The sequence below is a fragment of the Ruegeria sp. AK11 genome, from assembly GCF_056541095.1.
On record NZ_JBQFXU010000005.1, the window covers coordinates 83297 to 108209 of the forward strand.

Consider the following 24913-nt stretch of genomic DNA (forward strand, 5'->3'; position numbering starts at 1 on the left):
ATTAGGGTTCATCTCGTCTGTTTCTGCGTCGGTATTGCCGCAAGCTTGCGAGTCGTGATATGCCTGCAAATGACCAAATCGGTGAATATCGGACATATCGATGCCAGCATTCAAAGCTCCCTGCCGTACAGTGGTTGTGACTTTGCCCTGCGTCGGAACCTCGACGGCTTACAGTATTCTCGATGCGCTCGCTTCGGTCGGCCGGGATTGGGAAATGCTGCATGGGGCCCGTCCCAAGGCGAAGGTTTTTGACGCCCAGATGTTGTCGGTAGATGGAGCACCCTATGTCGACATCAACGGACGACGTATCACGCCGGACGGATCACTGGCCGAATTTGGTCAGCCTGACTTGGTAATCGTTCCTGACCTGCATCTTGCGCCTGACGCACCGTTGCCAGATGAATTCGCGGTTGTGGTCCCGTGGCTTATCAAGGCGCATGCTGACGGCGCGATCATAACTTCTGTTTGTTCTGGTGCGCTCTTACTCGCGGCGGCAGGATTGCTGGATGGGCTTGATGCCACCAGCCATTGGAGTTTCTGTGATGTCATTGCCCGGAAATTCCCGGATGTCCGCGTGCGCCGTGAACGGATTCTGATACCTGCGGGTGACGGGCACCGGATCGTGACGGCAGGCGGAGCGTCTGCGTGGGGTGATCTGGTTCTGTATCTGGTCGGCCGAGTTGCTGGCCAGGATGAGGCCCGACGCCTCGCCAAGATTTATCTGCTCCAGCCTCACACTGAAGGACAGTTGCACTACGCTTCTTTGACTGCGGGAGCACAGCACGAGGATGCTCTGGTTGCAGATGCTCAGGTTTGGGCCGCGGATAACTATGCCCTGCCAACCCCGGTTACCGCCATGGCCGCCCGAAGCGGTTTGACGGAGCGTAGTCTGTTGCGGCGGTTTCGCAAAGCCACGGGGCAGACGCCAGTCGAGTACATTCAGACTCTCAGGGTAGAGGAAGCCAAGCAAATGCTTGAGACGACCGATTTGCCCATCGACGAAATAGCTGCTGAAGTTGGATATACCGAGCCATCAAGCTTCCGAAATGCCTTTCGAAGATATGTGGGTATGCCGGCTTCAGCATACCGCAAGAAACGCTTGCCATCCCATCAGTGATCAAGGGCAACCCAAACCGGACCTTCAAAATCGTGCTTTGCAAACTCCGAGTTGCGGGATGGAGCCGACTTTTGCTCACGCCGCTTTTGCTGACGCAGAAACCCCTCGCAGGCGCGACACGCCATTTGTTGCATCGCAGAGGATTTCTCGTTTGCGGTCATTCATCGGCGCAAAATTCGGCCTAATCCAAATCTCTCTTTCGCCGCAGCTTTGGTCGACACACGAGGAGCGGACGAAACGGACCTTCATCCGGATCGCCCGCCACTGCCCGCCTACAACTGGAACAGACCCAAGGCACTAACCACATCGCGCTTTGTCGCCTCGGTGCGCTCTCGCGCCCGTTCCGTGCCCTCTTTGATCACGTCAATAACGTATCTCCGGTCCTCAGAGAGCTGTGCCCTGCGCTCGCGAATTGGTGCAACGAGGTCCTGAAGGATAGCTTCCAGACGCGCCTTGATCTTGCCATCGCCAAGCCCGCCGCGCTGATATTGTGCCTTGAGCTCGGCAAGCCCGTCCTGGTCCTGATCGAAGGCGTCGAGATAGGTAAAGACAACATTGCCCTCGATGCAGCCCGGGTCTTCGAGACGCAGGTGGTTCGGATCGGTGAACATCGCCTTGACAGCATTTCGGATCTCCTCGGACGACGCGGACAGCGCAATGGCGTTGCCACCGGATTTCGACATCTTGGTCTTGCCGTCGATACCGGGCAACCGGCCCGCCCTGGGGATGATCGCCCGCGCCTCGGGCAACACGGCGCGGCCTGAGGTTGCGTTGATGCGCCGCACGATCTCATTCGTTTGTTCGATCAGCGGGGCCTGATCCTCGCCGACCGGCACGACCGTCGCCTTGAAGGCTGTGATGTCCGCCGCCTGTGCCGCCGGATAACACAGAAATCCGGCGGGAATATCCCGTCCGAACCCGCGCACGCGAATTTCGTCCTTGATCGTCGGGTTCCGTTCCAGCCGCGCGACCGTGACGAAGTTCAGGTAGAGCATCGACAACTCGGCCAACGCCGGAAGATGCGATTGCAGGCAGATGGTGGTGCGACAGGGATCAATGCCCACGGCCAAATAGTCCAGCGCGACCTCCATCACGCTGCGCCGCACCTTCTCCGGGTCATGGGCGTTGTCGGTCAGGGCTTGGGTATCCGCCAGCAGCAGGAATTGTTCATGGCTGTCCTGATAGCGCAGCCGGTTTGCAAGCGAGCCTGCATAGTGCCCGATGTGAAGCGGCCCCGTCGTGCGGTCGCCTGTCAGAATGGTTGGTCTGTTCATTTGCGTCTTCCCATGAAACGAGAGAGGCAGCGCATCGGGAAGCTCGGAAAACAAAAGGCCGCCCATGCGGCGGCCTCGGAATACGTTTGGTCATCCGGCCACCTTGTTAGGAGGCCAGCCACCAAGTCGTTGCGATTATCGTAGTGTTTTCCATAGAACTCTGCCTATCGTCGGCTAGATCACGCGTCAATCAAATGGTAGACAGGGGCTCGATCCGAACCGCTGCTGCGGCGCGAACGCAGGTCCGGTTCGGATTGGCGAACGGCAAGTGCCGCCCGCCAACGTGGTTCAAATGTCGATTTGCTCGGCGATGCTCAACGCATCTTCCAGCTCAACGCCAAGGTAGCGCACGGTGCTGTCCACTTTGGTGTGACCAAGTAGCAGCTGAACTGCGCGAAGATTGCCGGTCTTTCGATAAATTTCGGCCGCCTTTGTCCTGCGAAGCGAATGGGTGCCGTACCCGCTCGGTTCTAAACCAATCGCCGTCACCCAGTCGCGGACGAGCCGACCGTACTGGCGCGTCGAGATGTGCGGGCGGTCATGGAACCGACTCGGGAACATGCACCGGCACGCAAACATCTCGGGCGACTTGACCCAAGCCAGGACAGTTTCGCGCGTGTTTCCCGTCAGTTCGAATTGAACGGGCCGCTTGGTTTTACTCTGGATCACAGAAACTCGCTCCCGCACGCGGTCATCCTTGACCAGATCAGCAACCGCCAGTTTCACCAGATCGCATCCTCGTAGTTTGCTGTCGATAGCCACGTTGAAAAGCGCAAGATCGCGCAGGTTGCCCGACAGTTCGAGCCGCGCGCGGATCGCCCAGACCTGTTTCGGCAACAGTGGTCGTTTCTGGCCGATGATCCGGCCCTTGTTCCAGGCTCTTCGTTTCGGGGTGACAGCAGGAAGTTGGACTCTTGGCATAGTGCGCCCTCCAATCCTCCCGCCAAACCCAGACATCAGCACCGTGCTGACGCCTCAATTTACTTGTGATTTGAATGGCCGTTGTCGGTTGCGCGTTCTTTGGGAAACGCTGCGGATGCATTGGGCCGTTCGGAGCCCAGAGCGGCAGATGCTGCACCAGCCAGGAATGGCAGCAGTGCGCAAATGTTGACTCTACAACGCTGAACGAACGGCGCACACTGGACTTTGATCACACTCTCACTCACTGAGGTGCAGAATTCTCCAAACCGGTCGATTACCGAATTCGCAGTTAGTAAAAAAGTTTACGTTTTGACTGTCATCTCCGGTACTAGTCACTCGGTCAAAAGAGCCGAAAGCTCATCCGCCCCTTTTTGCAGTATTCCCAGAAACGACATCAGACTGTTGACGTCATGACGTTGTGTCGGCGCGTGAACCGAAAGCGTGCCTACCAATCGGCCTTGCCCATCCTGAACGGGTACAGCTAGGGCAGTCATTCCGGTCATGAATTCCTCGTCATCGGTGGAATAACTATTCTCAGTGATACGTTGGATCTCCGCTCGCAGCGACTTGGGATCAGTCAGTGAGCGCTCCGTCTGAGGTTGTAGATTTCCCGCTGAAAGAAAACCGCCCAGCGTTTTTTGCCGAAGTGTGGACAGGTACATCTTGCCGCTGGCCGTACAATGGAAGGGTACCTGAGTACCAACCGGAAGTTGAATCCGCAGTGGCCACTTCGTTTCCACCCGGTCCAGATAGATCATCCCCTCTCGGTCTGGAATGGCGAGATTGCAGGTTTCACCAACCTGCTCGGCGACGCTGCGCAAGATCGCCAGACGCGCCGTACGCAGGTGCTCGGAAGACATCGTATTGACCGAAAGCAATCGCAGCCGGTGTCCAGGGCCGTATGAACGCCCATCCAGATCGCGCTGCAGGAAGCCCTCGGCTTCTGCGGTTTGCAACAGGCGGTGGATGGTTGGCTTGGCCAGGCCCAGTGACTCGATCAGGTCTGACGGTTTGACGGCGACCCCGCGTCGCGCAACCTCCTCAAGGATGAGAAGAAGGCGCAAGTTGGTCGGTATCTGTGTCTCTTTATCTTGTGTTTCCGTTGCGGCCATTCCTTAACAGTCTAGTTATTTGGCAGCAGGATCAAGGCCAGATCGGGCACAAGTGACACCAAAATCCACACCGACAGCAATGCGACCAGATAAGGTACTGTGTACCGCAGCAGCCGGAAATAGGGCACTCCGGTCACGCCAGAGGCCACATACAGGTTTAAGCCATATGGCGGAGTGATGAACCCGATAGACGCCCCCACGAGGAAGATCACTGAGAAATGGATCGGATCAATTCCAACTGACGCCGCAATCGGGGCAAGGATCGGGGCCAGAATGATCGTCACAGGCAGGCTTTCCAGCACCATGCCCGAGAAGAAGACGACCACCATCGAGGTGAACAGAACCGCATGGTACCCACCCATTGAGGTTACGAAATCCCCAATGGTCTGCTGTGCGCCAAGCAAGGACAGGATCTGCTGCATCACCACCGAAATCGCGATCAGCGGTGCAAGAATTCCGGTGATCTGGGCCGAACGGATCACGATCGATGGGATCTCGGGGATAGTAAACCCTTCGACTACGAACATCTCGGCATAGCTCTTCTCGGTCGGCGAAATATCATTCCGCGCGCCCATGATCCGGTTGATCGGATAGCTGACCAATCCTGCGATCACACAGAATCCAACCGTCACGCCCGCTGCTTCGGTCGGAGAGAATTTGCCCGTATAGATGCCCCAAAGCACCAGTCCAATTGCGAAGAACCCAAGCCATGCACCAAAGGCGGTTTTCAACACTCGGTTCAGCTGTAACGGGATCAGATACCCCCAACCGTTTATGCGGCAAATGATCCAGCACGCGAATTGCATGCCAAAGACCATCAGTGCCCCCGGAAGGATGCCTGCAACGAACAGTTCGGAAATCGGCAGGTTCATAAGAAATCCGTAGACGATAAAGATAATCGACGGAGGAATGATGATGCCCACCGTACCACCCGCCGCCGCTGTGGCCGCGCTGAAACGTTCGTCATAGCCGCCTTTCACCATCTCGGGATGCAGCATTGAGCCAATGGTTGCTGTCGTCGCCGAGTTGGATCCTGAGATTGCTGCGAACAACCCACAGGCGCCAAGCGAGGCCATCGCCAGCCCGCCGCGTATCCAGCCCAGACAGGCATAGGCGAAATCGCTGAGACGCCGCGCAATACCCGATTTGTTGATCAGGTCTCCGGTCAGGATGAACAGTGGCATCGCCAACAGGGCAAAACCCTTGTTGAACACGTTCAGCAATTCGGCACCCATGTTGTCCAGCGTCAGGCCAAGGACAAATGAACAGCCTATGACCCAATAACCGATGACCAACAGGACCGGCACGCCCAACATGAACAGAAAAGTGACCCCAAGCGAGATCAGTGTGACCATGGTTCCATCTGTCATCAGTCTGCTCCGATCACGGCCTGCTTGATCAGCGGCTCACCTGTTTTCCAGTTGTGCAGATCGTCGGCGAGGTTTTGAAACACCCGACCGACCATCAGAAAGAACGACAGTGGTGCGGCCAGAAGGAACCACCACTGCATGATATTGTCAGTCCCCAGAACGATCTGAAAGTTCGATGCCGAAAGGGCGACTAGCCGGGACGTGGTCACGATGACGATCACTGCGAATATGAACCACAGCAAGGCGTCAAGGATCAGGCAGGCCAATTGACCACTGCGCGGCATGGCAGAGCGGAATTCGCTAAAGCTCAGATGTGTACGTAGGCGGACGTTATACGAGGCCCCGAACCACGCCATCACCATGAACAGCAGCGGCGGAATAGTGGTCGACCAGGGCTCTTGATCGTTGAACACGAACCGGTCGATCACGCCCCAAAAGATGATCAAGGCAATGGCAAGGTAGGAATACACCATTACCGATCGTTCCAGATGCCGTTCAATGAAGGGCACGGCCCGATAGATCAGCATGATCACGAACCCGCCCAGAGCCGAGACAATCGCGCCCAACACCCAGGTCGCGTCGGATTCCAGTGCGGATTGAATCTCGAACGAATCCTGGCTGAGAAAGGCGCTGAAAATTGCGCCTATGTCTGCCCAAAACGACATGTACCCCGTCCTCCCAGTCGGTAATTGGATGAACCGGCCCGCCTGGGGCCGGTTCGTGTAAGTTTATCAGGCTTCGCCCTTCCACCAACGGCGCGGCTCGACATTTTCCGGTAGTGTATCGGCTGGAATCTCACGCGCGATGTCATAGATTTCCTGATAGGTATCGATGCCACCTGCCCATTTGTTCAGGCGTTCACGCCATTGCGCCCAGGGCTCGGGGTTGTAGTTTGGGGCGCACATTTCCTCGGCCAGTTTGATCTGATCATCCGCCAGAAATGCCGGGCGCACGCCGTTTTCGGCAAAGATCGTGTCAGGCAGTTGCGGGTCCGAGAAGCCCACGGTGTTCAACAGCGCCGCCTCATTCGCGCCCTGAATCAGCGCCTGCGTAAAGTACGAAGATTCCATCACAGCATCCTGTAACTCGCCGCTCAGCCCATCAAACACCTTTGCTGACATTGAGGTATGTTCGGTTCCGCAGAAGAATTTCAGGTTCACTGACTGCGAGACCACCGGCGCCATGTTGGCATAGGCAACGGCCGAGGCCCATGTTTCGGCCCCGTCGATCAGACCAGTCTTGAGCGCGTCCAGAGTCTCTTCCCATGCCACCGGCACCGGGTTCAGGTTCAATAACTGCATCGCAATCCGGCCCAACTGCGTGCCGGTCACGCGGTTTTTGGTGCCAAACAGTTCTTCCAGTTTGGTGACGGTCGGTTTGTCTGAAAAGGTCGATCCCATTTGCAGACCGCGCAATTCGCAATGAGTGAACAGGAACTTCAGCCCATGCCGTTTCTCCAGCGGATCACGCAGGATGCGCTGGCTCGCCGGGCTGTAGAAGAAATGATACTGTGCCGCGCGACTGGGGAACATATACGCGTAATCCAGCACGTTCAGATAGGGCGCACCGCCGGCAGAGTTCTGGGTCGATGCCGCATAGATGTCGACGATACCCTGCTGTGTCTTCTCAACACAGCTCAACTGTCCGCAGATCTGATTGTCACCGATGAATTCAATCCGAATCTCGCCATCCGTTCGCTCTTCCAGATCCCGTGCGAACTCGATTGCGCCTGCGCGTTCAATCAGCAGGTTGCGGGTGTTGAAGCCCGACGCGCCGAATTTCAGCGTGTGCTTCGGTTCTTTCGAAAAGCGTTTCTCGTAAGTTGATTCGGCAGCCTGTGCCAGATTCGCCAGGCTCATTGCGCCACCGAACCCGCCTGCTGCCAATAAGGTCGAGCTCATGCCGTAACGGCCCGCAACTCGGAAGAAATTCCGACGCGAAATACCACTTAGTTTCCGACCAATCTCCATTGCTTACCTCCCTGATCACAATTATTGAGACGTTTTGTATCAAAAAAGGCTAGTATAATTCGATCAACTTGCATAGAGTTTTTTTCAGCAACTTTCGGAGGAGGCAGTCATGGAGGTGGATTATGCGGTTGTTGGCGCGGGGTCTTCGGGCTGTGTCATTGCCAATCGGCTAAGCGCTGATCCCAATACGACGGTTGCGCTGCTTGAGGCTGGTGGCCGCGATACGAACCCGTGGATTCACATCCCTGTTGGCTATTTCAAAACAATGCACAATCCATCGGTCGACTGGTGTTATCGGACCGAACCCGATCCCGGCCTGAACGGTCGATCCATCGATTGGCCACGCGGTAAGGTGCTGGGTGGGTCATCCTCTTTGAATGGGTTGCTATATGTGCGCGGCCAGAAAGAGGATTACGACCGTTGGCGTCAGATGGGCAACGAAGGTTGGGGCTGGGAGGACGTGTTGCCACTGTTCAAACGCTGCGAGGATCAAGAGCGCGGCGAGGATGAATTCCACGGTGTCGGTGGACCTTTGTCTGTGTCCAACATGCGCATCCAACGTCCCATCTGCGACGCATGGGTCGCTGCAGCGCAGGCCGCAGGTTATCCGTTCAATCCAGACTACAACGGGGCCGAACAAGAGGGCGTCGGGTACTTTCAGTTGACCACCCGCAATGGTCGACGCTGCAGCGCAGCCGTGGCGTATCTAAAACCTATCCGGGGTCGTCAGAACCTCAACATCATTACCAATGCCTTGGTAGCGCGGGTGGTTTTAGAAGGGAAAAAGGCAACCGGACTGGTTTATCGGGATCGTTCGGGTGCTGAACAAACTCTAAAAGTCCGGCGCGAGATCATTCTGTCCGGTGGGGCGATCAATTCCCCCCAAATTCTGATGTTGTCGGGAATCGGAGACCCAGATCATCTAAAGGAAAACGGTATCGAACCGCTGCACGCCCTGCCGGGTGTCGGCAAGGGTTTGCAGGATCACTTACAGGCGCGGCTTGTGTTTAAATGTAACGAGCCGACTTTGAATGACGAAGTCCGCAGCCTGTTCAATCAGGCGCGAATTGCCCTGAAATACGCGCTGTTCCGCGCAGGCCCGATGACCATGGCCGCCAGCCTTGCCACCGGTTTCATGAAAACCCGCCCCGAGGTTGAAACCCCCGACATTCAGTTTCACGTCCAACCCTGGTCCGCTGACAGTCCTGGCGAGGGAGTGCATCCGTTTTCAGCGTTCACGATGTCGGTGTGCCAACTGCGCCCGGAAAGCCGCGGAGAATTGCGGTTGAACGGTCCCGATCCGTCTAAACACGTCAAAATCGTCCCTAACTACCTGTCCACGGAAACGGATTGCAAAACGATCGTCGATGGCGTGAATATCGCACGTGGGATTGCCAAACTGGCCCCTCTGGCTTCAAAAATTTCCGAGGAATTTCGACCGACGGCAGAGCTGAGTTGCGACGATTACGAAGGCACGCTAGATTGGGCCAGATCCAACACCGCATCAATCTATCACCCAACCGGAACTTGCGCGATGGGAAGCAATGGCATGTCCGTTGTCGACGCAAAACTAAATGTGCATGGAATAAAGAACCTAAGGGTAGCTGATTGCTCCATTATGCCGGATATCGTCAGTGGCAACACTAATGCGCCAGCAATTATGATAGGCGAAAAGGCAAGCGACTTGATAAGTGCAGATGCCTGACAGTCCCTCCGTCTTGTCCGCATGCCATGCAAAATGCCCAAAACACTCGCAACCGATGGATCAGTGCGCCATTCGCGCAAGCTCAAGCTGTTTAGTCGGTGGAGTCTGGTCGCAACTTGCGCTTTGCCTAACTCATGACTCATGAGTCATGACTGACAGTGATCTGGGAGCGACCATTGGTCAATGATCTGTGGAGCATCTAGCGCAGGGACTTAACACCACACCAACCTCGCGAAGCATGCATAAGCGGACGCGGACACTTTCCTAAAGTTCAACTCTTAACGTCCGCTTTCCTATTTTTAGGCGTACAAGTACTGCACTTGCTGAGATAGACATACACAGCCCTGGGTCGCGAACTTGAATGTTCCCTAATTGTCTGGGTGCGGACACTGCGTCGGTGAACGCTATTGGCTGCTAAGTCCGCGACTTGTAAATTCCCACCTCAATAAATGCTGCGCGATGCGCGAATGGCCGAGATCGCCGCCGCGTGGCGGCGCGGACTTTTTCGCCTGCGCAGAAAATTCGCTACACTATGCACACGCAGCGTAAATTTGAGAGGGCCGCTCAGGGCTCTCCTTGCACCTTCGCCGCTCGATGCACGAATGTATGCTATCGGGAAACACTACCATCCGCGTCATTGCCCGCAAATGGGTAAGACGCGGACAATCCTGCCGTTAGCTCATCTTCAGTTGTAGAGTCGATCAGGTCGCACCGATCATCACCCTAGCCGGTGTGCTTTCTCCCGCCCTGTACGTCATCTGAATAGAACCAGTCGTCGGGATATGGATACCACCAGTCCGCCTCCTTCGCCTTCGGATCAATCACGACCATCTTGGGTCGTCTGAAAGCCTCGAGGCCTTGAAGGCCTAGCGTACGCCCAAGCCCAGAATTCTTGACGCCGCCAAAAGGCAAGGCATCGTTGTCCACGAGCGGGTTGTTGACCCAGACCATCCCCACCTGTAGCTTGTTCACCCCTTGAAATGCCTCGTCCAAGTCGCCGGTAAACAGGCATCCGCCAAGACCGAATTGTGACGCGTTTGCCAGTTCAAGCGCTTGGTCAAAGTCGCTCACCCGAATGACCGAGGCGACTGGCCCAAAAACCTCTTCCTGAGTTAGCGCCATGTCCGTCGTCACGCCGGTCAGGATCGTTGGTTCGAAAAACCAACCCGGCCCGACGTGATCCGGGGTACCGCCTCCTACCTCAACCACCGCGCCTTTCTCAGTTGCATCGCGCACCAGACGCTCGACCTTGTCGCGTGCCTCCTTGGAGGCCAAAGGTCCGATTTCCGCCACCCCCATTCCGTCGCCGATGCGCAGTTTCCGGGTTCGGGTCACGAATTCATCGACAAAATCGTCGTACACGTCATCCACTACAAAAATCCGTTCAGACGATGTGCAAACCTGGCCCGACTGCAAAAATGCAGCGGTAACCGCCCCGGCAGCAGCGACCGCGATGTCGGCGTGTTTACTGACGATCAGTGGATCGCTTCCCCCAGCCTCGATCACTGCGGGTTTCAGGTTCTCCGCTGCGGCCACTGCGACTGCACGACCTGTCGGCACGGACCCTGTAAAAGCGACCACATGGGTTTTGGGGCTGGCAATCAGCTGTTTGCCCACGTCTGCACCACCCGGCAGGCAAGCAATCAGGTCTTGGGGCAACGCCCGAAAAAACTCCATGAACGCCATCGTGCACAAAGTTCCTGCAGGTGAGGCTTTCAACACTACACCGTTACCTGCCGCAAGTGATGCGGCCATCGACCAGCAGCCAAGAATGAGGGGGAAATTGTACGGAACCACATGCACGGACACGCCGTAGGGCTCGTATGTCTGATACTGAAAAGATCCAGTTTGCATCGTGCCGGCAATCTTGCCCGCGTCATTGCGCGCCATCTCGGCATAGTAGCGGAAAACCGGCGGGATGTTCGCAATCTCGCCGATCGATTCAGGGTAAGGTTTGCCCGTTTCCAATGTCATCAAGCGGGCGATCTCAGTCATGTCGCCGCTTTCGATGTCGTTGGCGATCTGGTGCAATACCCGCGCGCGAGATTTGCAGTCCATCGCGGACCACCTCCTTTGCGCCGCATTTACCCGGTCCAGGACCTGGTTCACGATCTGCGGCGACGGCTCACCAAAAACCCCGACGGGCTGCAAGGTAGACGGGTTGACCAGAGTGGTCCCACCACCCTCCAATGGCACATGCTTGGGGTTGAGGTAGTAGGTAGATTTGAACGGGTCACGCATTGGGCAGCCCCCTTGTTTGACAGGCATTGCGCCGTTAGCGGATCATGTACACTTTCTTGACCGTCTCGTGGACAGTGCAAACGCCTTTCCAGTCCTGCGGAAAAAAGGCCGCCGTATCGGGCGTAATCTCAATTACCTCGCCGCTTTCATGGATATAGGTACAGCGGCCTTCCAGAAAGTGGCAGAACTCGTCCTTGGTGACGTGACATTCCCACTTACCGGGAGTGCAGACCCAAAGGCCGCATTCGGACTGGCCGTCAGGCCCCTTGTGGATCAGCTTTCCCGAGGTGCGGGATTGCCCTTCAATCATCGTCGGGATTACCCCCCAATCGACAAGATCAGTCTGCTGGAGCGGGTTTTGCATACGTGGCGTGGTCATGTTTCAGGTTCGCGGTCCGTTAGGTAGTAGGTGTTGCGCAATGTTTCCTCGACCGTGCATTCCCCTACCCAACCGGCGAGGAATAGTACGGCCGTTCCGGGCGTAACTTCGATGCTTTCGCCTGCATCCGACCGATAGACCGCGCGGCCCTGCACAAAATAGCAGAACTCGTCACGCGGTATCGTTAGGCGCCAGCGGCCTGGAGTGCAGACCCATGCGCCGATCTCCGGCCGGTTGTCAGGACCCTTGTGAACCAGCATACCCGATGAATGCGACTGGCCTTCAATCATGTCCGGCTGTAGCCCCCAGTCCGTGAGGTCGGTGCGGGTCGAGATTTCCGAAAGATGCGGGGCGCTGCTCATTCCGCGGCTTTCAGGATTTCGTCGAGAATGCCAGCTGCCTTGGTCGGGCCATGCCGTGACTGCATGTGAGCAGAGGTTGCCGCCATCTTCGCCTGCATTCCTGGATCGTTGATACATTTGTCGAGGGCAATAGCCAATTCATCATCGGTCCAGTCGTATCGGTGAAACCCGAACCCGTGGCCGGTTTCCTGAACACGGGTGGCGTTATCGTGGCCGTCCCAGACATAGGGCATAATGATTGCTGTTTTGCCGAAATATAGGCACTCTGTGAACGAGTTGTTACCGCCATGATGTATCACCGCGTCAACCTGCGGAATTACCGAAGGCTGGGGATACCAGCTCTGTATGTGCACGTTGTCGGGAATGTCTGTGTATTCGTCAATGTAATCCCCGACATTTACGAGCGCCCGGTAGGGCAACCTGGAAATGGTCGAAATGATCCTCTTTAGCAGGTCGGTGTCGCCTGCGCCAAGCGACCCGAAAGATACATAGAGAAGTGGTTTGTCATTGTTGGACTTAAACGTTGGCACCTCAAAGGGTTCTTCTTCGCGCACGCAACCTTCAAGATACTGAAACCGGTTTGGGTCCAGTGGGTTCTGCCGTTCGTACTTTGCCGGCTCGGGATAAAGCAGAAGGTTCATTGTGGGCGACGCTTCGAAAAACTCTCCAATCGGATAGGCGTCTTCGTTGCATCTGGCTAGGAACGCATTGTAGTCGTCGTGGATCGGCTTGATCACATCGTGGAACTTTGCCTCATAGGCCTCCATGCCCTCGCGGTCATCCACCCGACAGCCCGATAAGTGCGGCGGCACAATCGGGTCCGGGATTTCGTTTTCGGAACATGAGATGATCCGCACCCACGGTACGCCGAACTGCTTGATGGCTGGGAACATAATGACATTATCCACGCAGATCATATCTGGTTTGATTTTTGCCAATACCTCGGGCAGATCTTTTTGCGCCCATTTTGCGCTGTCGACGATCGCCTCCCAGCAATCCTTGACGTAGTTATCGATTTGGTCAATCGGGGCTTTGCGAAAATTTGGGATGTGACCGTTGATGAAATCCTCCCAGAACTTTGCCATCGCCTCGGGTTCCATCGGCTCGGACAGGGCAACAGGATGCGCCTCAAACCCATAACCTTCATATACCTCGACAAAGCCGGGATCGCTTAGAAATACAGCCTTATGGCCCAGTTTCTCGCAGGCCTGCGCGATGCCAACCGAATTCAGCGCAGGGCCAAAGGCAGCTTCGGGGAAGAAGGCGATGGTTTTCTGTGACATTGTAGGTCTCCGGTTAGATTTGGCTTAGCAGTTGGGAAGGATGCGGGAATGTTTCGCGTCCCATACGCAGTGGACATCCTGACCCGGCTGGATATTTTCACGGTCGGCTTGGCTGGCGGGAACGCGGGCGGAAAGGGTGCTCCTCCCACCGCGAACGCGCACATGCACACCCAGGTCTGATCCGTGATAGGCGACTTCTTCGACAGTGCCTGGAAGGCAGTTGCGCCCATCTCGAGGGGCGGTCTGCATCAGGCTGACCCGTTCCGGGCGCACAGCAATCGTGGCAGCACCGCGCAGCTCGGAAACGCCCCTCAGCATTCCCGCCCCGTGGACATCGACACCGCCGTCGACGGCGTTACCATCCAGAAAGTTCATCACGCCTATAAAATCTGCAACAAAGCGCGATCCGGGGTGTTCGTAGAGCTCGTGAGGAGTACCGACCTGCGCCAGCTTACCATCATGCAAGACCGCGATCCGGTCGGCCATGACCAAGGCCTCTTCCTGGTCATGGGTCACAATTAGAAATGTAATCCCCACCTCGTGTTGCAACCGTTTGAGCTCCAGCTGCATCTCTTCTCGTAGTTTCTTGTCCAGAGCTGAAAGGGGCTCATCCAGCAACAGGACTTTTGGCCTTTTGACCAGCGCGCGCGCCAAAGCAACCCGCTGTCGCTGCCCACCAGAAAGCTGATCCGGCTTGCGCCCGGCAAATCCCGAAAGTTTCGCACTTTCCAGAACCTCGGCCACTCTCGTGGCAATTTCGTCCTTAGGCAATTTCTCCATTTCTAACCCATAGGCGATGTTTTTTTCGACGCTCATGTGCGGAAACAAGGCATAGGATTGGAACATCAGGTTCAGGGGCCGCCTGCTGGGACGTATGTTTGTCACGTTCTGCCCGGCAACGATTACCTGTCCTTCCTGTGGCGTTTCGAATCCCGCCAGCGTCCGCAATAGTGTGGTCTTGCCGCAGCCCGATGGGCCCAAAAGTGCAAAGAACTCGTTATCGCGAATATCCAGTGAAACATTGTCGATCGCGGTCACCAAACCGTATCGCTTGGTTATATTCCTGAGTTGAACCCCTTGGTTCATCGGCTGAAAACCTCTTTGTCGGTACGCTGTGCGAAGAAGACCAGCGTGAATGAAACGAACATGACGATGGTAGCCATCGCATTGATTTCCGGCGTGACGCCAAATCGGATCATTGCGTAAATCTGCATCGGCAACGTGGTCGAGGATTGCCCAGCACCGGCGGTAAAGAAGGCAATAATGAATTCGTCCACAGACAGGGTGAAAGACAACAGCGCCCCGGCGATAACCCCCGGCGCGATGGCGGGCAGCAGGATGCGGCGAAAGGTGGTGAATTCGCTGGCCCCAAGATCGGCACTGGCCTCAAGTATCGAATGGTCGAAATTGCGCATCCGCGTACGCACCACGGCGACAACAAAGGCTATGTTAAATACGACATGGCTGAGGATGATCGAATGAAGCCCCAACGTCATGTTGAGTAGGGTGAAAAAGGACAAGAGCGCGATGGCCAGAACTATGTCGGGGATGATCATCGGTGCGAACAGAACCGCGTCTAGAACTGAAGAATTACGCCGTGTCTCGACACCGACCGCCAAAAGCGTGCCGATTATTGTCGCCAGAACGGTCGAGATTAAGGCCACGATTAGCGTGTTGCGCGCCGCCGACAGTATTGGATCCGCGGTAAACAACTTGCCGTACCATTCCAACGAAAACCCGGTCCATACAGTTGGAAGTCCGGCCCGGTTAAAGCTTAACGCCATGAGCACAAGGATCGGCACATAGAGAAAGGTGTAAAACAAAACCAGGTGCAGCTTCAGGCCCATGTTGGATCGGTCCCGCATCAGTCCTGCCCTCTCTGTCCCGCTGCGCGATTGGCCAATACCGCCTGTGCGAACAAAAGCCCCATCATAATCGCAATCAGGAACATCGACAGCGTTGCTCCGAACGGCCAGTCGCGGGCGCTCAGGAACTGGTCATAGATCAGGTTTCCAACCATCTGAAGTCGCCCGCCGCCAAGCAAATCGGGCGTAATGAAATTGCCGATCGACAATACAAAAACAAAGACACCACCTGCCGCAATCCCGGGAACGGTCTGTGGCAGTATCACCCGGTAGAAAGTGGTCCAAGCGGGCGCTCCAAGATCTTCCGAGGCTTCTATGGTTTCGACATTTATGCGGTTCAGCGACGAATAGATCGCCAGAACCACAAAGGGGGTGTAGTTGTAGACAAGCCCAACGATCACCGCGAAATTGTTATAAAGCAGAGACAGCGGCTCATCGATCAAGCCTGCCCCCTGGAGAGTATTATTGATCAAGCCCTCGCGGTTAAGCATCACGATCCAGGCGTAAGTGCGGATTAGGTAGTTGGACCAGAACGGCAAGATCACCAAGATCAGCAAACCGGTCTGCCAACGGCGCGGCGCCAGCGTGATGGCATAGGCCGCCGGATAGGCGATCAGGATCGCGATTATCGTGGCCAGAAACGCGATCTTGGCCGAGCGTAAGAAGATCCCGAGGTAAAGAGGATCGGCGGCCCGCACAAAATTTTCAAACGTAAAGACGTGGTCGATGCCGCCATAGATACCGCGTTCAAAGAACGCATAGGTAAAAATAAGGCCACACGGCACCACCATAAGAAGCGCAAGCCAGCCCAGGCCCGGCCCCAGCAAGATCACCGATTTCAGTCGATTGGTCATATACTTGGCAATCTGTGGAGTGATGTCGTACAGGCCCGACCCTTTGTTCGGGTCGGGTTTTGCTCAGGGTTTGATCACTTACTGTGCGGCCATGATTTCGGTCACGGTCCGTGCAAAGGGTTTCTGGCCATTGCCGAGATCGCGCAACTGCTCGTACTTGGTAAGGTCTGCAGGCGACATTCCCATGTTCGGGAAGGTTTCGATCAAGGACGGGTCCAGCGCCTCCATCGCAGCCTTGTTCGGCGTTTTGTAAAGGATATTGCTGGCAACCCAGACACCGACGTCCGCGCCCAAGACATAGTTCACAAAGGCATGCGCCGCATCTTTGTTTTCAGATGCATCCGCGATGACTAGCGCATCTACCCACAGATCCGATCCTTCTGATGGTATCGTGTACTTGATGTCCGCGTTTTCACCGATGCCGTAGTTGCACCAGCCATCCCAGGCGTGAACCATCGTTGCCTCGCCCGATACCAACTTCAGATAAAAAGTTGCGTCATCGTAGGCCAGCAGATCCTGCTTCGCCGCAACCAGCAGGTCCTTTGCAGCCGCCAACGTCTCATCCGACGTATCGTTAAGCGACTTTCCGAGGGCTAGCGCAGCAGCCCCCATCAGCCAGCGATCCGTCGAGAGCATTGTCACTTTGCCTTTAAGGTCTTCAGAGGGTTTGAGCAGATCGTTCCACGAAGTTGGCTCTGCCATCAGGTCAGACCGGTAGCATAAGCCCGTCGTGCCCCAAGCGTATGGCATTGAATAGTTGTTGCCCGGATCATGGGCTAGTTCTTTAGCTTCGTCATACAGGTTAGAGGCATTCGGAACCTTGTCGTGGTCGATTGCAGCCACCAGCCCCAGGTTGTTTAACGCCTCGGCAAAAGGCGACGAGACGAAAAGAACGTCGTAGCCCTTGCCTCCACCGGCTACGACCTTGCCCATGATTTCTTCGTTAGTGCCATGCACCGAGAGCTCGGCCTCGATACCTGTTTCATTGGTGAAATTCTCCAGCAGGTCCGGCGGCATGTAGCCGTCCCAGTTCGAGATCACGATTTTTTCTGCTTGGGCCGCTCCGGCGAATAAGCTGAGTGCGCAGGCCGCCCCGGTGGTGAGCCAAGCAAATGGCAAACGGAACGAATTGGTGAACTTGTTGGTCATGTCTTCCTCCCTTGACATCCGCGCTCGCTTCTGGGGCGAGATATATGATGCAATCACGGTATTTTTTGATGAAATAAAACTCAACATTTTTTTGAATCATTTTTGTATGGCCCGGAGAAGCCATTTAAGATACCGTTTTTATTGTATATTAACTAGGTATGACGAAAGCCGTCTTCTTATGCCACCAAGCAAATACTTGAAACTTGCTCAAAAAATACTGGATGTTGCGATGGATCTCGATTTGCATCAGGGCGACAGACTGGTGGAAAAAACCCTTGCTGATTCGTGCAGCGTCTCTCGCACTCCGGTTAGATCCGCATTGAGGCTGCTGGAAAAGGAGGGGATGGCACGCAAAGCGGCAGAAGGCGGGTTTGTCCTAGAATGCGAACCCGAAAAGGGGCATTCGATACTCAACCAGCATGCGGTCGGAGCAGGTGTGGATCTCGCTGGTGCCATCCTACGAGATCGCGGCGCCCGACGCCTGGACGGTGCCATCAATGTCACAGACCTGATCCGCAGATATTCGGTTTCCCGCAGCGCTGCACAGCGTGCGCTCGAAGCCCTCCTGGCCCAAGGCGTGATTCAGAAAGCCGAAGGTCAATCCTGGGTTTTCACGCGCATGCCGGGAGACCGCTCCGGACGAATAGAGAGCTACGAATTTCGTCTGATACTGGAACCGCAGGCCATTCTGTCCGACGGTTTCAAGTTGGACACCAAGCGCGCCGATCTGGTCCGCAGCCAGACCGAAGCGCTTCTGGCGCAGTCGGAAAACTCTTTCAATAGCCAGGATTTTCAAGACGCGGATCTTGCCTTTCACAAGCTCATCGCTCGATCGTCCGGAAACCAGTATCTAGCTTCTGCTCTCATGGCCCATCATGGGTTGCGCCACCTGCCGGGCGGATCATTCGGTATGATCGACTTTCGGATGAGGCAGGCGCTCGATGAACATCTGCGTATACTTGATTTCATCGAACAAGATCATTTCGATCTTGCGGCGGATCAGATGAGGGTGCACTTGCGGCTTTCAATGCACCAAAGGCCCAGCGTCGCCAATCGTGGTGCTCCGGCGCTAGTCCAAGCAACCTGCGGGTCAATCCGGTGAGTGAATGATGAACCGCAAGGAAGCACCCGTAATCGCGTTTTTCCCCGAAGCTAGTTTTGGGGCTGCACTGAATTGTGTGGGGATCGCTCAGGAACTTCGCGCAATGGGTGCACACCCCGTTTTCCTGACCCACGGTGGCTTTGGTGGCGTATTCGCAGATTACGGTTTTGACGAGTTCGCCGTCCCTGTTCAATCAGAGTTGACAGAAGAGGAAACCCAGACCTACTGGCAGGAATTCCTGAGCCATCATCTGCCGCATTTTAACATGCATCCAACTGACCAACTGACCACCTATGTAGAGCCCGTTTGGAACGCAATCGTCGAGACAGCGGAATCGGTCGAACAGGGGTTGGAAACGGCGCTAGAGCGGACCAACCCAGATGTCGTCGTCCTCGACAACGTCATCATGTTCCCGGCCATCGTACGATCCGAGCGCCCATGGGTCAGGGTTATTTCTTGCGCGGAAACCGAGTTGCCAGACAACTGCCTACCGCCGTACCTGTCCGGTCTGCCGGCATCTGACGCCGCCGGGTGTGCGGCATTCCGAGACCAGTACCTGGAGACCCTTGGCCCAATTCATGCTCGCTACAACAAATTTCGCCTGGATAAGGGGCTTGAGCTATTGCCTGAAGGTGAGTTCCTAGAAACATCACCGCATCAAAACCTTCTTTTAGCGCCATCTATCATTCGCCATGATCGTGATCAGGTACTGGACTCTGGACAATTCACCTTTCTCGAAGGCTGCGTTCGCCAGGAAGGTCCTTACCGTGTACCTCAAATGCCCCGTAACGACGGGCCTCTGGTGTACGTGAGTTTTGGCAGTCTGGGTGCCATGGATGTCCCATTCTTTGAGAGCCTGTTCGACGTATTCAAGACAATGGACATGAGGTTTCTGGTCAATGTCGGGGCCCAAATCGACGCCTATTCCAGAGTCCCAGACAATGTTCATCTGCAGGAATGGTTTCCGCAGCCTTCCGTGGTTGAACAATGCGATCTGTTTATTCACCACGGCGGCAACAACAGCTTTTGCGAAGCGCTGTATTTCGGGGTCCCGTCGCTGATCCTTCCCTATTGCTGGGACGGACACGATAACGCCCAGCGGGCAGTTGAGACCAGTGTCGGACTCAGGGTAAATCGATGGGATTGGACACCGGAGCAGTTGGATAATTCGATTAACCAACTCCTTGGGGACGCAGAGATGAAGGCCCGGCTGGCTGCGAACTCAGAGATCATGCAGTTGAGAAAGTCGGTTCAGTTAGCTGCTCAGAAAATTCTGGATTGTGTAAATCCTAACCGAATCTAGGTTATTCCCGTCGGTCATCCGTTTTGTCATGAAGGATGGAAGGGTGCATCGCAATGACCTCTAAATCACTGAACCTAAAGTGTCGGTTTGGGCTCGAGACAGACGCTCGCTGAAATGTCGCGAGCGGCAGCAATACGGGCAAAGCGGTCTATGGTTCTCCAAACAAATCGGCCATCCTTGGGTTTACAGTACACGGTTGTGGAGAGTGAGAAGGACTAGTAGTCTTCACTTTCGGAAGTATAGGGTCTCAATTGGCACCCTCATTGCATGCTGAGCAGTCCTTTATGGCTCACGAGCGTCTAGATACCCTCCGGTTAAGCCCTTTTGGGTGTCAGACGGTATCGTCCGCAAAATTAGGTTGTTGGTTGCTCGGGTGCGTCACCCAGAGCCAGCAGCAAAAGGATAGCCAAAAGGGGTGATCCAACCAAACCGATCAGGAACCAGATAAAACTAGATCGGTTGCGCCGTCCCGCCATCGTGATCGGCAGGATATAAAGCCAGATCACGACAACCAGCAAGATGAACATAAAAATCAACTGGATAACTGGTGCGTCCATGAAATTTTGCCTTTCGAATCTTGACGCCATTTTTAAAACGGCTGATCCGGTTAGATAGACAATGGCCCGAAAGCGTTCCCGGGTATTAATTTAGCCCGACACGGGTCCCGGGCGTCCCAATCCTCTCACTTTGGGTTCCTTGGCTATCAGACAGTGCCGTCCAAATGTTTGGTGCTTTCCGGGTCACAAGGTAGCAAGGTCGGCAAAACGGATAAAGTGGGTGTTCAAGGAACCTTTTAAAGAGCCTTTTCAATGAACTTTGAAAAAAGCTCACCCTGCGAGTTGATCCTAAGTTTCGCGTAAATGTTGCGTCTGTGGATGCGGACTGTGCCTGGAGAGATGCCGAGAATTGTGCCAACAGCTTCTGCCGAATGGCCCTTCAATGTGAACTCAACGACTTCTCGTTCTCGTGGCGTCAGAACGCCATCGCCAAATGCCTGGAATGCTAGATCAACGCGACGACTAACGCCATTCGCTGCGGCGCCGCGGGCCATCGTTGGAAAGTCACTCCAATGTTTGCAACAGGCTGCCCGAACGAGCGGCCATAGAGCGTGCAAATGACGAATTTCCTTGGCTGAAAAAGGCTTCGCTGATCGCATGAGCGAGACCACAACCATCCCAGTGCTTGGGATATCGATAAAGTAGCCAATCTCCTCTGCTAACCCAGTCCTTTTGTAATAGCTGCGATAGTATTCGCCCTGATAGAACCTGTCCGGTGCGATATCGCGCATGCGGTACAGACCCGGTGTTATCGGTTTTGTCGCGGCCAAAAAAAATGGATCAAGTACGTAGGGCCCTGCTTGGTAATCCTCAACAAAAATACGCCGTTTGCTTTTGGGAAAATCGTCGTGAAGGTCTATTGGTGCTTCGGTTCCGACATGGCCAAACACCACCGTAAAATCAAATGGTGCGACCTGCCGTAAGCCATCTGCCAAAGCACATGGAAATTCTGGGGTTCCGATCTTCTCTACGACCCTGCCGGCCTCTTCCATCCAATCGTACACACGCCGCTCCAGATTTTCGAAAAGCACCTCTATACCCCAATTGTGGTATATACAGTTAATCCGAGTTATTGTTACTTTTTCCTTGTTTGAGTGGTATGCCAGCAAATGCCAAAAAATCAAGCAAAAGGAAAACAGCAGTATATGAGCTTTGACATGAGCGTCACCATGCAGACGATTGCGGAACTCAGAGGAGTGACCAAGACCTTCGGGAATGTGGTCGCCGCCAAAGACCTGAATCTTTCCATTGGGAAAGGAGAGTTCCTGTCGTTCTTAGGCCCATCTGGTTGCGGCAAAACCACTGCACTTAGGATGCTGGCGGGTTTCGAGAAACCAACCGAAGGTCAGGTGTTGCTCGATGGCGAAGTCGTCAACGACTTGGATGCGCACCATCGCCCAGTCAACATGGTGTTTCAGCACTACGCTCTTTTTCCTCACCTAAGCGTGTTCGACAACATCGCGTACGGCCTGCGCCAACGACGACCACGCGTAGACAAACAAACAATCGCGACAAAGGTTGAGCAAGCGCTGGAAACTGTCCGTCTTGGTGGGTTTGGCCCACGTCGCATCTGGGAGATGTCTGGTGGTCAGCAGCAACGCGTCGCTTTGGCGCGTGCGATCGTAAACGAGCCCAAGCTTTTGCTGCTTGATGAACCAATGGCTGCTCTGGATCGAAAGCTTCGAAAAGAAATGCAGTTTGAACTGCAGAACCTGCAACGACAACTGGGAATAACTTTTGTCCTCGTCACGCACGACCAAGAAGAAGCGCTTTCAATGTCCGACCGAATTTGTGTGATGGAAGGCGGCAGTATTGTGCAGGTTGGCAGCCCACGCGAACTCTATGACATGCCCCGCAGCCGCTACGTGGCTGGATTTGTAGGCACCTCAAATTTCTTTGATGCAACTGTAACTGACGCAGTAGCCGACCAAATCACTGTGCGTTTAGCGAGTGGCCAAAAGGTGCACGGAACTCCGGAGATTCCAATAGATGCAGGGCAGGAAGTTTGCGTCAGTATCCGTCCTGAACAGATCACGCTGACCCGCGCGCTGCCCGCAGCTGAAATTGCTTTGCCAGTTACCATTCAAAATCGGATCTTCCTTGGGGAGCACACAGAATACCTTGCGCGCAACGAAGCACTGGGTGATTTCCACGTACTTGTGCCAAGGCAAGCGGAATTGAACGAGGGGACGTTCAATGCAGGAGAACAGGCCTTTGTTTCATGGGGCGAAGGCGCACTGCTGATCCTGGAAAATTAACAGATCCCGCAATCCAACAACAGAGAGGTTCACAATGACTAAGGATAATGGGACTATTTCCAAGCAAAAGTTCATGGAAGAGCTTCGCCGGTACCAAAAGGGTTCGGTCACACGGCGACATTTTTTGGGCGTGACAGGTCTTGGGATGGCAACGGCCGTTCTGGGCACGGCTATGCCTGGGTTGCGTCCACGCCCGGCATTTGCTGCCGGAGACATTGGCGACCGAGTGATCCTCGCCACGTGGCCGAACTACCATGACGAGATGAACTTCGAAGCCTTCACGGAAGCCACTGGCGCCCACGTTCAGGTCAATGTTTTTGGCTCGAACGAAGAGATGTTGGCAAAACTGCAAGCCGGAGGGTCTGGCTGGGACGTGTTCGTTCCAACCAATTACACGATCACTACGTATGTGGGCGAAGATCTGATCATCCCGCTCGATACGTCCAAACTGCCAAACTACGACGCAGGTTCATTCGAACAGCGCTTTTCAGATGCCGGCTCTGTCGATGGCCAGCTTTACGCGGTGCCGAAAAACTGGGGCACGACCGGCTTTGCAGTGAATACTAGTAAGCTTGACGGCGCTCCGACTCCAACCACTTGGAAAGAGTTCTGGGACCTTACTATGGAAGGTTACTCAGGTCGGACAATGGTGCATGATTACCAACTCACCACCATCGGTAATGCCCTGAAATACTTCGGCTACTCCTTCAACTCGGTCGATGAGAAGGAACTGGCGGATGCCGAGAAATTGTTGCTGGATGCTAAACCGCATCTGTTTGCAATCTCGTCGGATTATCAGCCACCGATGCGTAACGGTGACGCGTGGATGACGATGTGCTGGACAGGTGACGGCAAGCAGATGAATGTCGACATGCCTGAAATCGCCTACGTTCTGGGAGCCGAGGGCGGTGAACTCTGGTCCGACTACTACGCTATTCCTAAGGGCGCACCCCATATGGATGCCGCTTATGCCTTGATCGACTTCCTGCTGAACCCGGAAGTTAATGCGAAAGAAGTCCTCGCTCATGGCTATCCATCGGCTGATGCTCGCACCAATGCGTTGCTGCCGAAGGAATTGCTGGAAGATCCGATCCTTTATCCGGCAGCTGACCTTCTGAATGCGCTCGAGTTTGGCGCGGCGGCTACGCTAACCGATCCAAACCGTGCCGAGTTGCTCGCCCGCTTCAAGTCGGCCTAAGCGGCAAGGCCGCAATATCGGAAAAGACGAGGACAATATGACCGAACGAGGCAGAAAAGCACTGTTGCTGGCACCGGCAGGAATATGGCTTTTGGTAATGCTTGCCCTTCCACTACTGGTCGTCTTCGTCTTTTCCTTTGGCGAACGGGGTGCCGCCGGAGGCTATGTTCCAGCGTTCACTTTGGAACAATATGCCAACCTTCCTGCGCGATGGACGGCGTTTAAGAACACCTTGATCCTTGCACCTCTGGGGACTATCGCTGCGTTGGTAATTGCCTACCCGCTCGCCTACTTTCTTGCGGTGCGTTGTTCACCAAAGTGGAGAACTTCGCTGTTGATCCTGGTGATCGTGCCGTTCTGGACATCGATCCTGATCCGATCATACGCATGGATTTTCATCCTTGGGGGGCGTGGCTTGCCCGCTTTACTAGAGTCGATCGGCATCGATGATGTCCGCCTGATAAATACGCCGTTCTCTGTGCTTGTGGGGATTGTCTATGGGTATCTACCGTTGATGGTTTTCCCAATTTTTGTAAGCTTGGACAAACTGGATAAACGCCTTCTGGAAGCCTCAGCGGATCTCGGCTCTACTCCGTGGCGTACGTTCCGTCAGGTAACACTTCCTCTGTCAATACCAGGTATCGCAACTGGCTGCATGCTGGTCTTCATCCTACTCATGGGCGAATTTCTGATCCCAGCGATCTTAGGTGGCGGAAAAGTGTTTTTCGTCGGAAATGCGCTGGTGGACCTGTTCCTGCAGTCTCGAAACTGGGCGTACGGATCGGCGGTCGCAATGACGCTGGTTGTCGTAATGCTTGTCACTGTCTCAATTTACATGAAATTCATCTCGCGCCTGGGTGGCCAGCGCGAAGATGTCTCGCTGATGTGAGGGT

General features: G+C 55.0%; 23 protein-coding genes. 7 read left to right on the forward strand and 16 right to left on the reverse strand.

Annotated features, from left to right (window positions below; genetic code table 11):
* Nucleotides 1-100 precede the first annotated feature (100 nt).
* A complete protein-coding gene (locus ACR0D9_RS13520; RefSeq protein ID WP_480474842.1) occupies nucleotides 101-1117 on the forward strand; it encodes a GlxA family transcriptional regulator in 1017 nt (338 codons plus the stop codon).
* 272 nt (nucleotides 1118-1389) lie between these two features.
* Here the strand turns inward: ACR0D9_RS13520 and trpS are convergent, their stop codons facing one another.
* The 6 genes from trpS to ACR0D9_RS13550 all read right to left on the reverse strand — a co-directional run bounded on the left by trpS (nucleotide 1390) and on the right by ACR0D9_RS13550 (nucleotide 7764).
* Complete coding sequence (gene trpS, locus ACR0D9_RS13525; RefSeq protein ID WP_480487426.1) at nucleotides 1390-2391, reverse strand: tryptophan--tRNA ligase; 1002 nt, start codon at nucleotides 2389-2391, stop codon at nucleotides 1390-1392.
* A 288-nt stretch (nucleotides 2392-2679) separates the two neighbouring features.
* A complete protein-coding gene (locus ACR0D9_RS13530) occupies nucleotides 2680-3312 on the reverse strand; it encodes a tyrosine-type recombinase/integrase (protein WP_480483851.1) in 633 nt (210 codons plus the stop codon).
* A gap of 332 nt (nucleotides 3313-3644) precedes the next feature.
* Nucleotides 3645-4424, reverse strand: coding sequence for an IclR family transcriptional regulator (locus ACR0D9_RS13535; protein ID WP_480487430.1), 780 nt, complete (start codon nucleotides 4422-4424; stop codon nucleotides 3645-3647).
* A gap of 11 nt (nucleotides 4425-4435) precedes the next feature.
* A complete protein-coding gene (locus ACR0D9_RS13540) occupies nucleotides 4436-5794 on the reverse strand; it encodes a TRAP transporter large permease (protein WP_480487431.1) in 1359 nt (452 codons plus the stop codon).
* Nucleotides 5794-6459, reverse strand: a complete 666-nt coding sequence (locus ACR0D9_RS13545; RefSeq protein ID WP_480487433.1) for a TRAP transporter small permease — start codon at nucleotides 6457-6459, stop codon at nucleotides 5794-5796. The genes ACR0D9_RS13540 and ACR0D9_RS13545 overlap by 1 nt, the downstream gene beginning before the upstream one ends.
* Before the next feature lie 66 nt (nucleotides 6460-6525).
* On the reverse strand, nucleotides 6526-7764 hold the full coding sequence (locus ACR0D9_RS13550) for a TRAP transporter substrate-binding protein (RefSeq protein ID WP_480483847.1): 1239 nt from the start codon (nucleotides 7762-7764) through the stop codon (nucleotides 6526-6528).
* Between the two features lie 109 nt (nucleotides 7765-7873).
* Here ACR0D9_RS13550 and ACR0D9_RS13555 point away from each other — a divergent pair, with 109 nt between their 5' ends.
* Entirely contained in the window at nucleotides 7874-9469 is a 1596-nt protein-coding gene (locus ACR0D9_RS13555) for a GMC family oxidoreductase (RefSeq protein WP_480483846.1), read from the forward strand.
* 723 nt (nucleotides 9470-10192) lie between these two features.
* On the opposite strand, the gene ACR0D9_RS13560 is transcribed toward ACR0D9_RS13555, so the two are convergent.
* The 8 genes from ACR0D9_RS13560 to ACR0D9_RS13595 all read right to left on the reverse strand — a co-directional run bounded on the left by ACR0D9_RS13560 (nucleotide 10193) and on the right by ACR0D9_RS13595 (nucleotide 17602).
* On the reverse strand, nucleotides 10193-11710 hold the full coding sequence (locus ACR0D9_RS13560; protein WP_170463253.1) for an aldehyde dehydrogenase family protein: 1518 nt from the start codon (nucleotides 11708-11710) through the stop codon (nucleotides 10193-10195).
* A gap of 34 nt (nucleotides 11711-11744) precedes the next feature.
* Complete coding sequence (locus tag ACR0D9_RS13565) at nucleotides 11745-12089, reverse strand: cupin domain-containing protein (RefSeq protein WP_170463252.1); 345 nt, start codon at nucleotides 12087-12089, stop codon at nucleotides 11745-11747.
* Complete coding sequence (locus ACR0D9_RS13570) at nucleotides 12086-12451, reverse strand: cupin domain-containing protein (RefSeq protein ID WP_170463251.1); 366 nt, start codon at nucleotides 12449-12451, stop codon at nucleotides 12086-12088. The genes ACR0D9_RS13565 and ACR0D9_RS13570 overlap by 4 nt, the downstream gene beginning before the upstream one ends.
* Complete coding sequence (locus ACR0D9_RS13575; RefSeq protein ID WP_480484408.1) at nucleotides 12448-13734, reverse strand: glycosyltransferase; 1287 nt, start codon at nucleotides 13732-13734, stop codon at nucleotides 12448-12450. The genes ACR0D9_RS13570 and ACR0D9_RS13575 overlap by 4 nt, the downstream gene beginning before the upstream one ends.
* A gap of 24 nt (nucleotides 13735-13758) precedes the next feature.
* Nucleotides 13759-14772: an ABC transporter ATP-binding protein gene (locus tag ACR0D9_RS13580; RefSeq protein WP_480484407.1), complete on the reverse strand. Its 1014-nt coding sequence runs from the start codon at nucleotides 14770-14772 to the stop codon at nucleotides 13759-13761.
* A gap of 44 nt (nucleotides 14773-14816) precedes the next feature.
* Complete coding sequence (locus ACR0D9_RS13585) at nucleotides 14817-15599, reverse strand: ABC transporter permease (RefSeq protein WP_170666106.1); 783 nt, start codon at nucleotides 15597-15599, stop codon at nucleotides 14817-14819.
* Nucleotides 15599-16453: an ABC transporter permease gene (locus tag ACR0D9_RS13590; protein ID WP_170463247.1), complete on the reverse strand. Its 855-nt coding sequence runs from the start codon at nucleotides 16451-16453 to the stop codon at nucleotides 15599-15601. Before ACR0D9_RS13590 ends, ACR0D9_RS13585 begins: the two co-directional genes overlap by 1 nt.
* A gap of 78 nt (nucleotides 16454-16531) precedes the next feature.
* Nucleotides 16532-17602: a polyamine ABC transporter substrate-binding protein gene (locus ACR0D9_RS13595; RefSeq protein WP_480487436.1), complete on the reverse strand. Its 1071-nt coding sequence runs from the start codon at nucleotides 17600-17602 to the stop codon at nucleotides 16532-16534.
* On the opposite strand from ACR0D9_RS13595, the gene ACR0D9_RS13600 reads away from it, so the two are divergent.
* Nucleotides 17586-18704 (forward strand): GntR family transcriptional regulator, encoded by a 1119-nt coding sequence (locus ACR0D9_RS13600; RefSeq protein WP_170666104.1) that lies wholly within the window; start codon nucleotides 17586-17588, stop codon nucleotides 18702-18704. The genes ACR0D9_RS13595 and ACR0D9_RS13600 overlap by 17 nt on opposite strands.
* A gap of 4 nt (nucleotides 18705-18708) precedes the next feature.
* On the forward strand, nucleotides 18709-20007 hold the full coding sequence (locus ACR0D9_RS13605; RefSeq protein ID WP_480484405.1) for a nucleotide disphospho-sugar-binding domain-containing protein: 1299 nt from the start codon (nucleotides 18709-18711) through the stop codon (nucleotides 20005-20007).
* 353 nt (nucleotides 20008-20360) lie between these two features.
* Here ACR0D9_RS13605 and ACR0D9_RS13610 read toward each other — a convergent pair whose 3' ends face one another.
* Together ACR0D9_RS13610 and ACR0D9_RS13615 are read right to left on the reverse strand one after the other, a co-directional pair.
* Nucleotides 20361-20564, reverse strand: a complete 204-nt coding sequence (locus ACR0D9_RS13610; RefSeq protein ID WP_170666102.1) for a hypothetical protein — start codon at nucleotides 20562-20564, stop codon at nucleotides 20361-20363.
* A gap of 236 nt (nucleotides 20565-20800) precedes the next feature.
* Nucleotides 20801-21556, reverse strand: coding sequence for a helix-turn-helix transcriptional regulator (locus tag ACR0D9_RS13615; protein WP_170463244.1), 756 nt, complete (start codon nucleotides 21554-21556; stop codon nucleotides 20801-20803).
* Nucleotides 21557-21721: 165 nt separating this feature from the next.
* Here ACR0D9_RS13615 and ACR0D9_RS13620 point away from each other — a divergent pair, with 165 nt between their 5' ends.
* Genes ACR0D9_RS13620 through ACR0D9_RS13630 form a run of 3 tightly spaced genes read left to right on the forward strand, consistent with a single transcriptional unit; the run spans nucleotide 21722 to nucleotide 24909 of the window.
* Nucleotides 21722-22822 carry an ABC transporter ATP-binding protein gene (locus tag ACR0D9_RS13620; RefSeq protein WP_253282989.1) on the forward strand — a complete coding sequence of 367 codons (1101 nt, stop codon included), beginning with the start codon at nucleotides 21722-21724 and terminating at the stop codon, nucleotides 22820-22822.
* A 34-nt stretch (nucleotides 22823-22856) separates the two neighbouring features.
* Nucleotides 22857-24020, forward strand: coding sequence for an ABC transporter substrate-binding protein (locus ACR0D9_RS13625; RefSeq protein ID WP_171176818.1), 1164 nt, complete (start codon nucleotides 22857-22859; stop codon nucleotides 24018-24020).
* A gap of 37 nt (nucleotides 24021-24057) precedes the next feature.
* Nucleotides 24058-24909, forward strand: coding sequence for an ABC transporter permease (locus tag ACR0D9_RS13630; protein WP_171176820.1), 852 nt, complete (start codon nucleotides 24058-24060; stop codon nucleotides 24907-24909).
* Nucleotides 24910-24913: the final 4 nt, after the last annotated feature.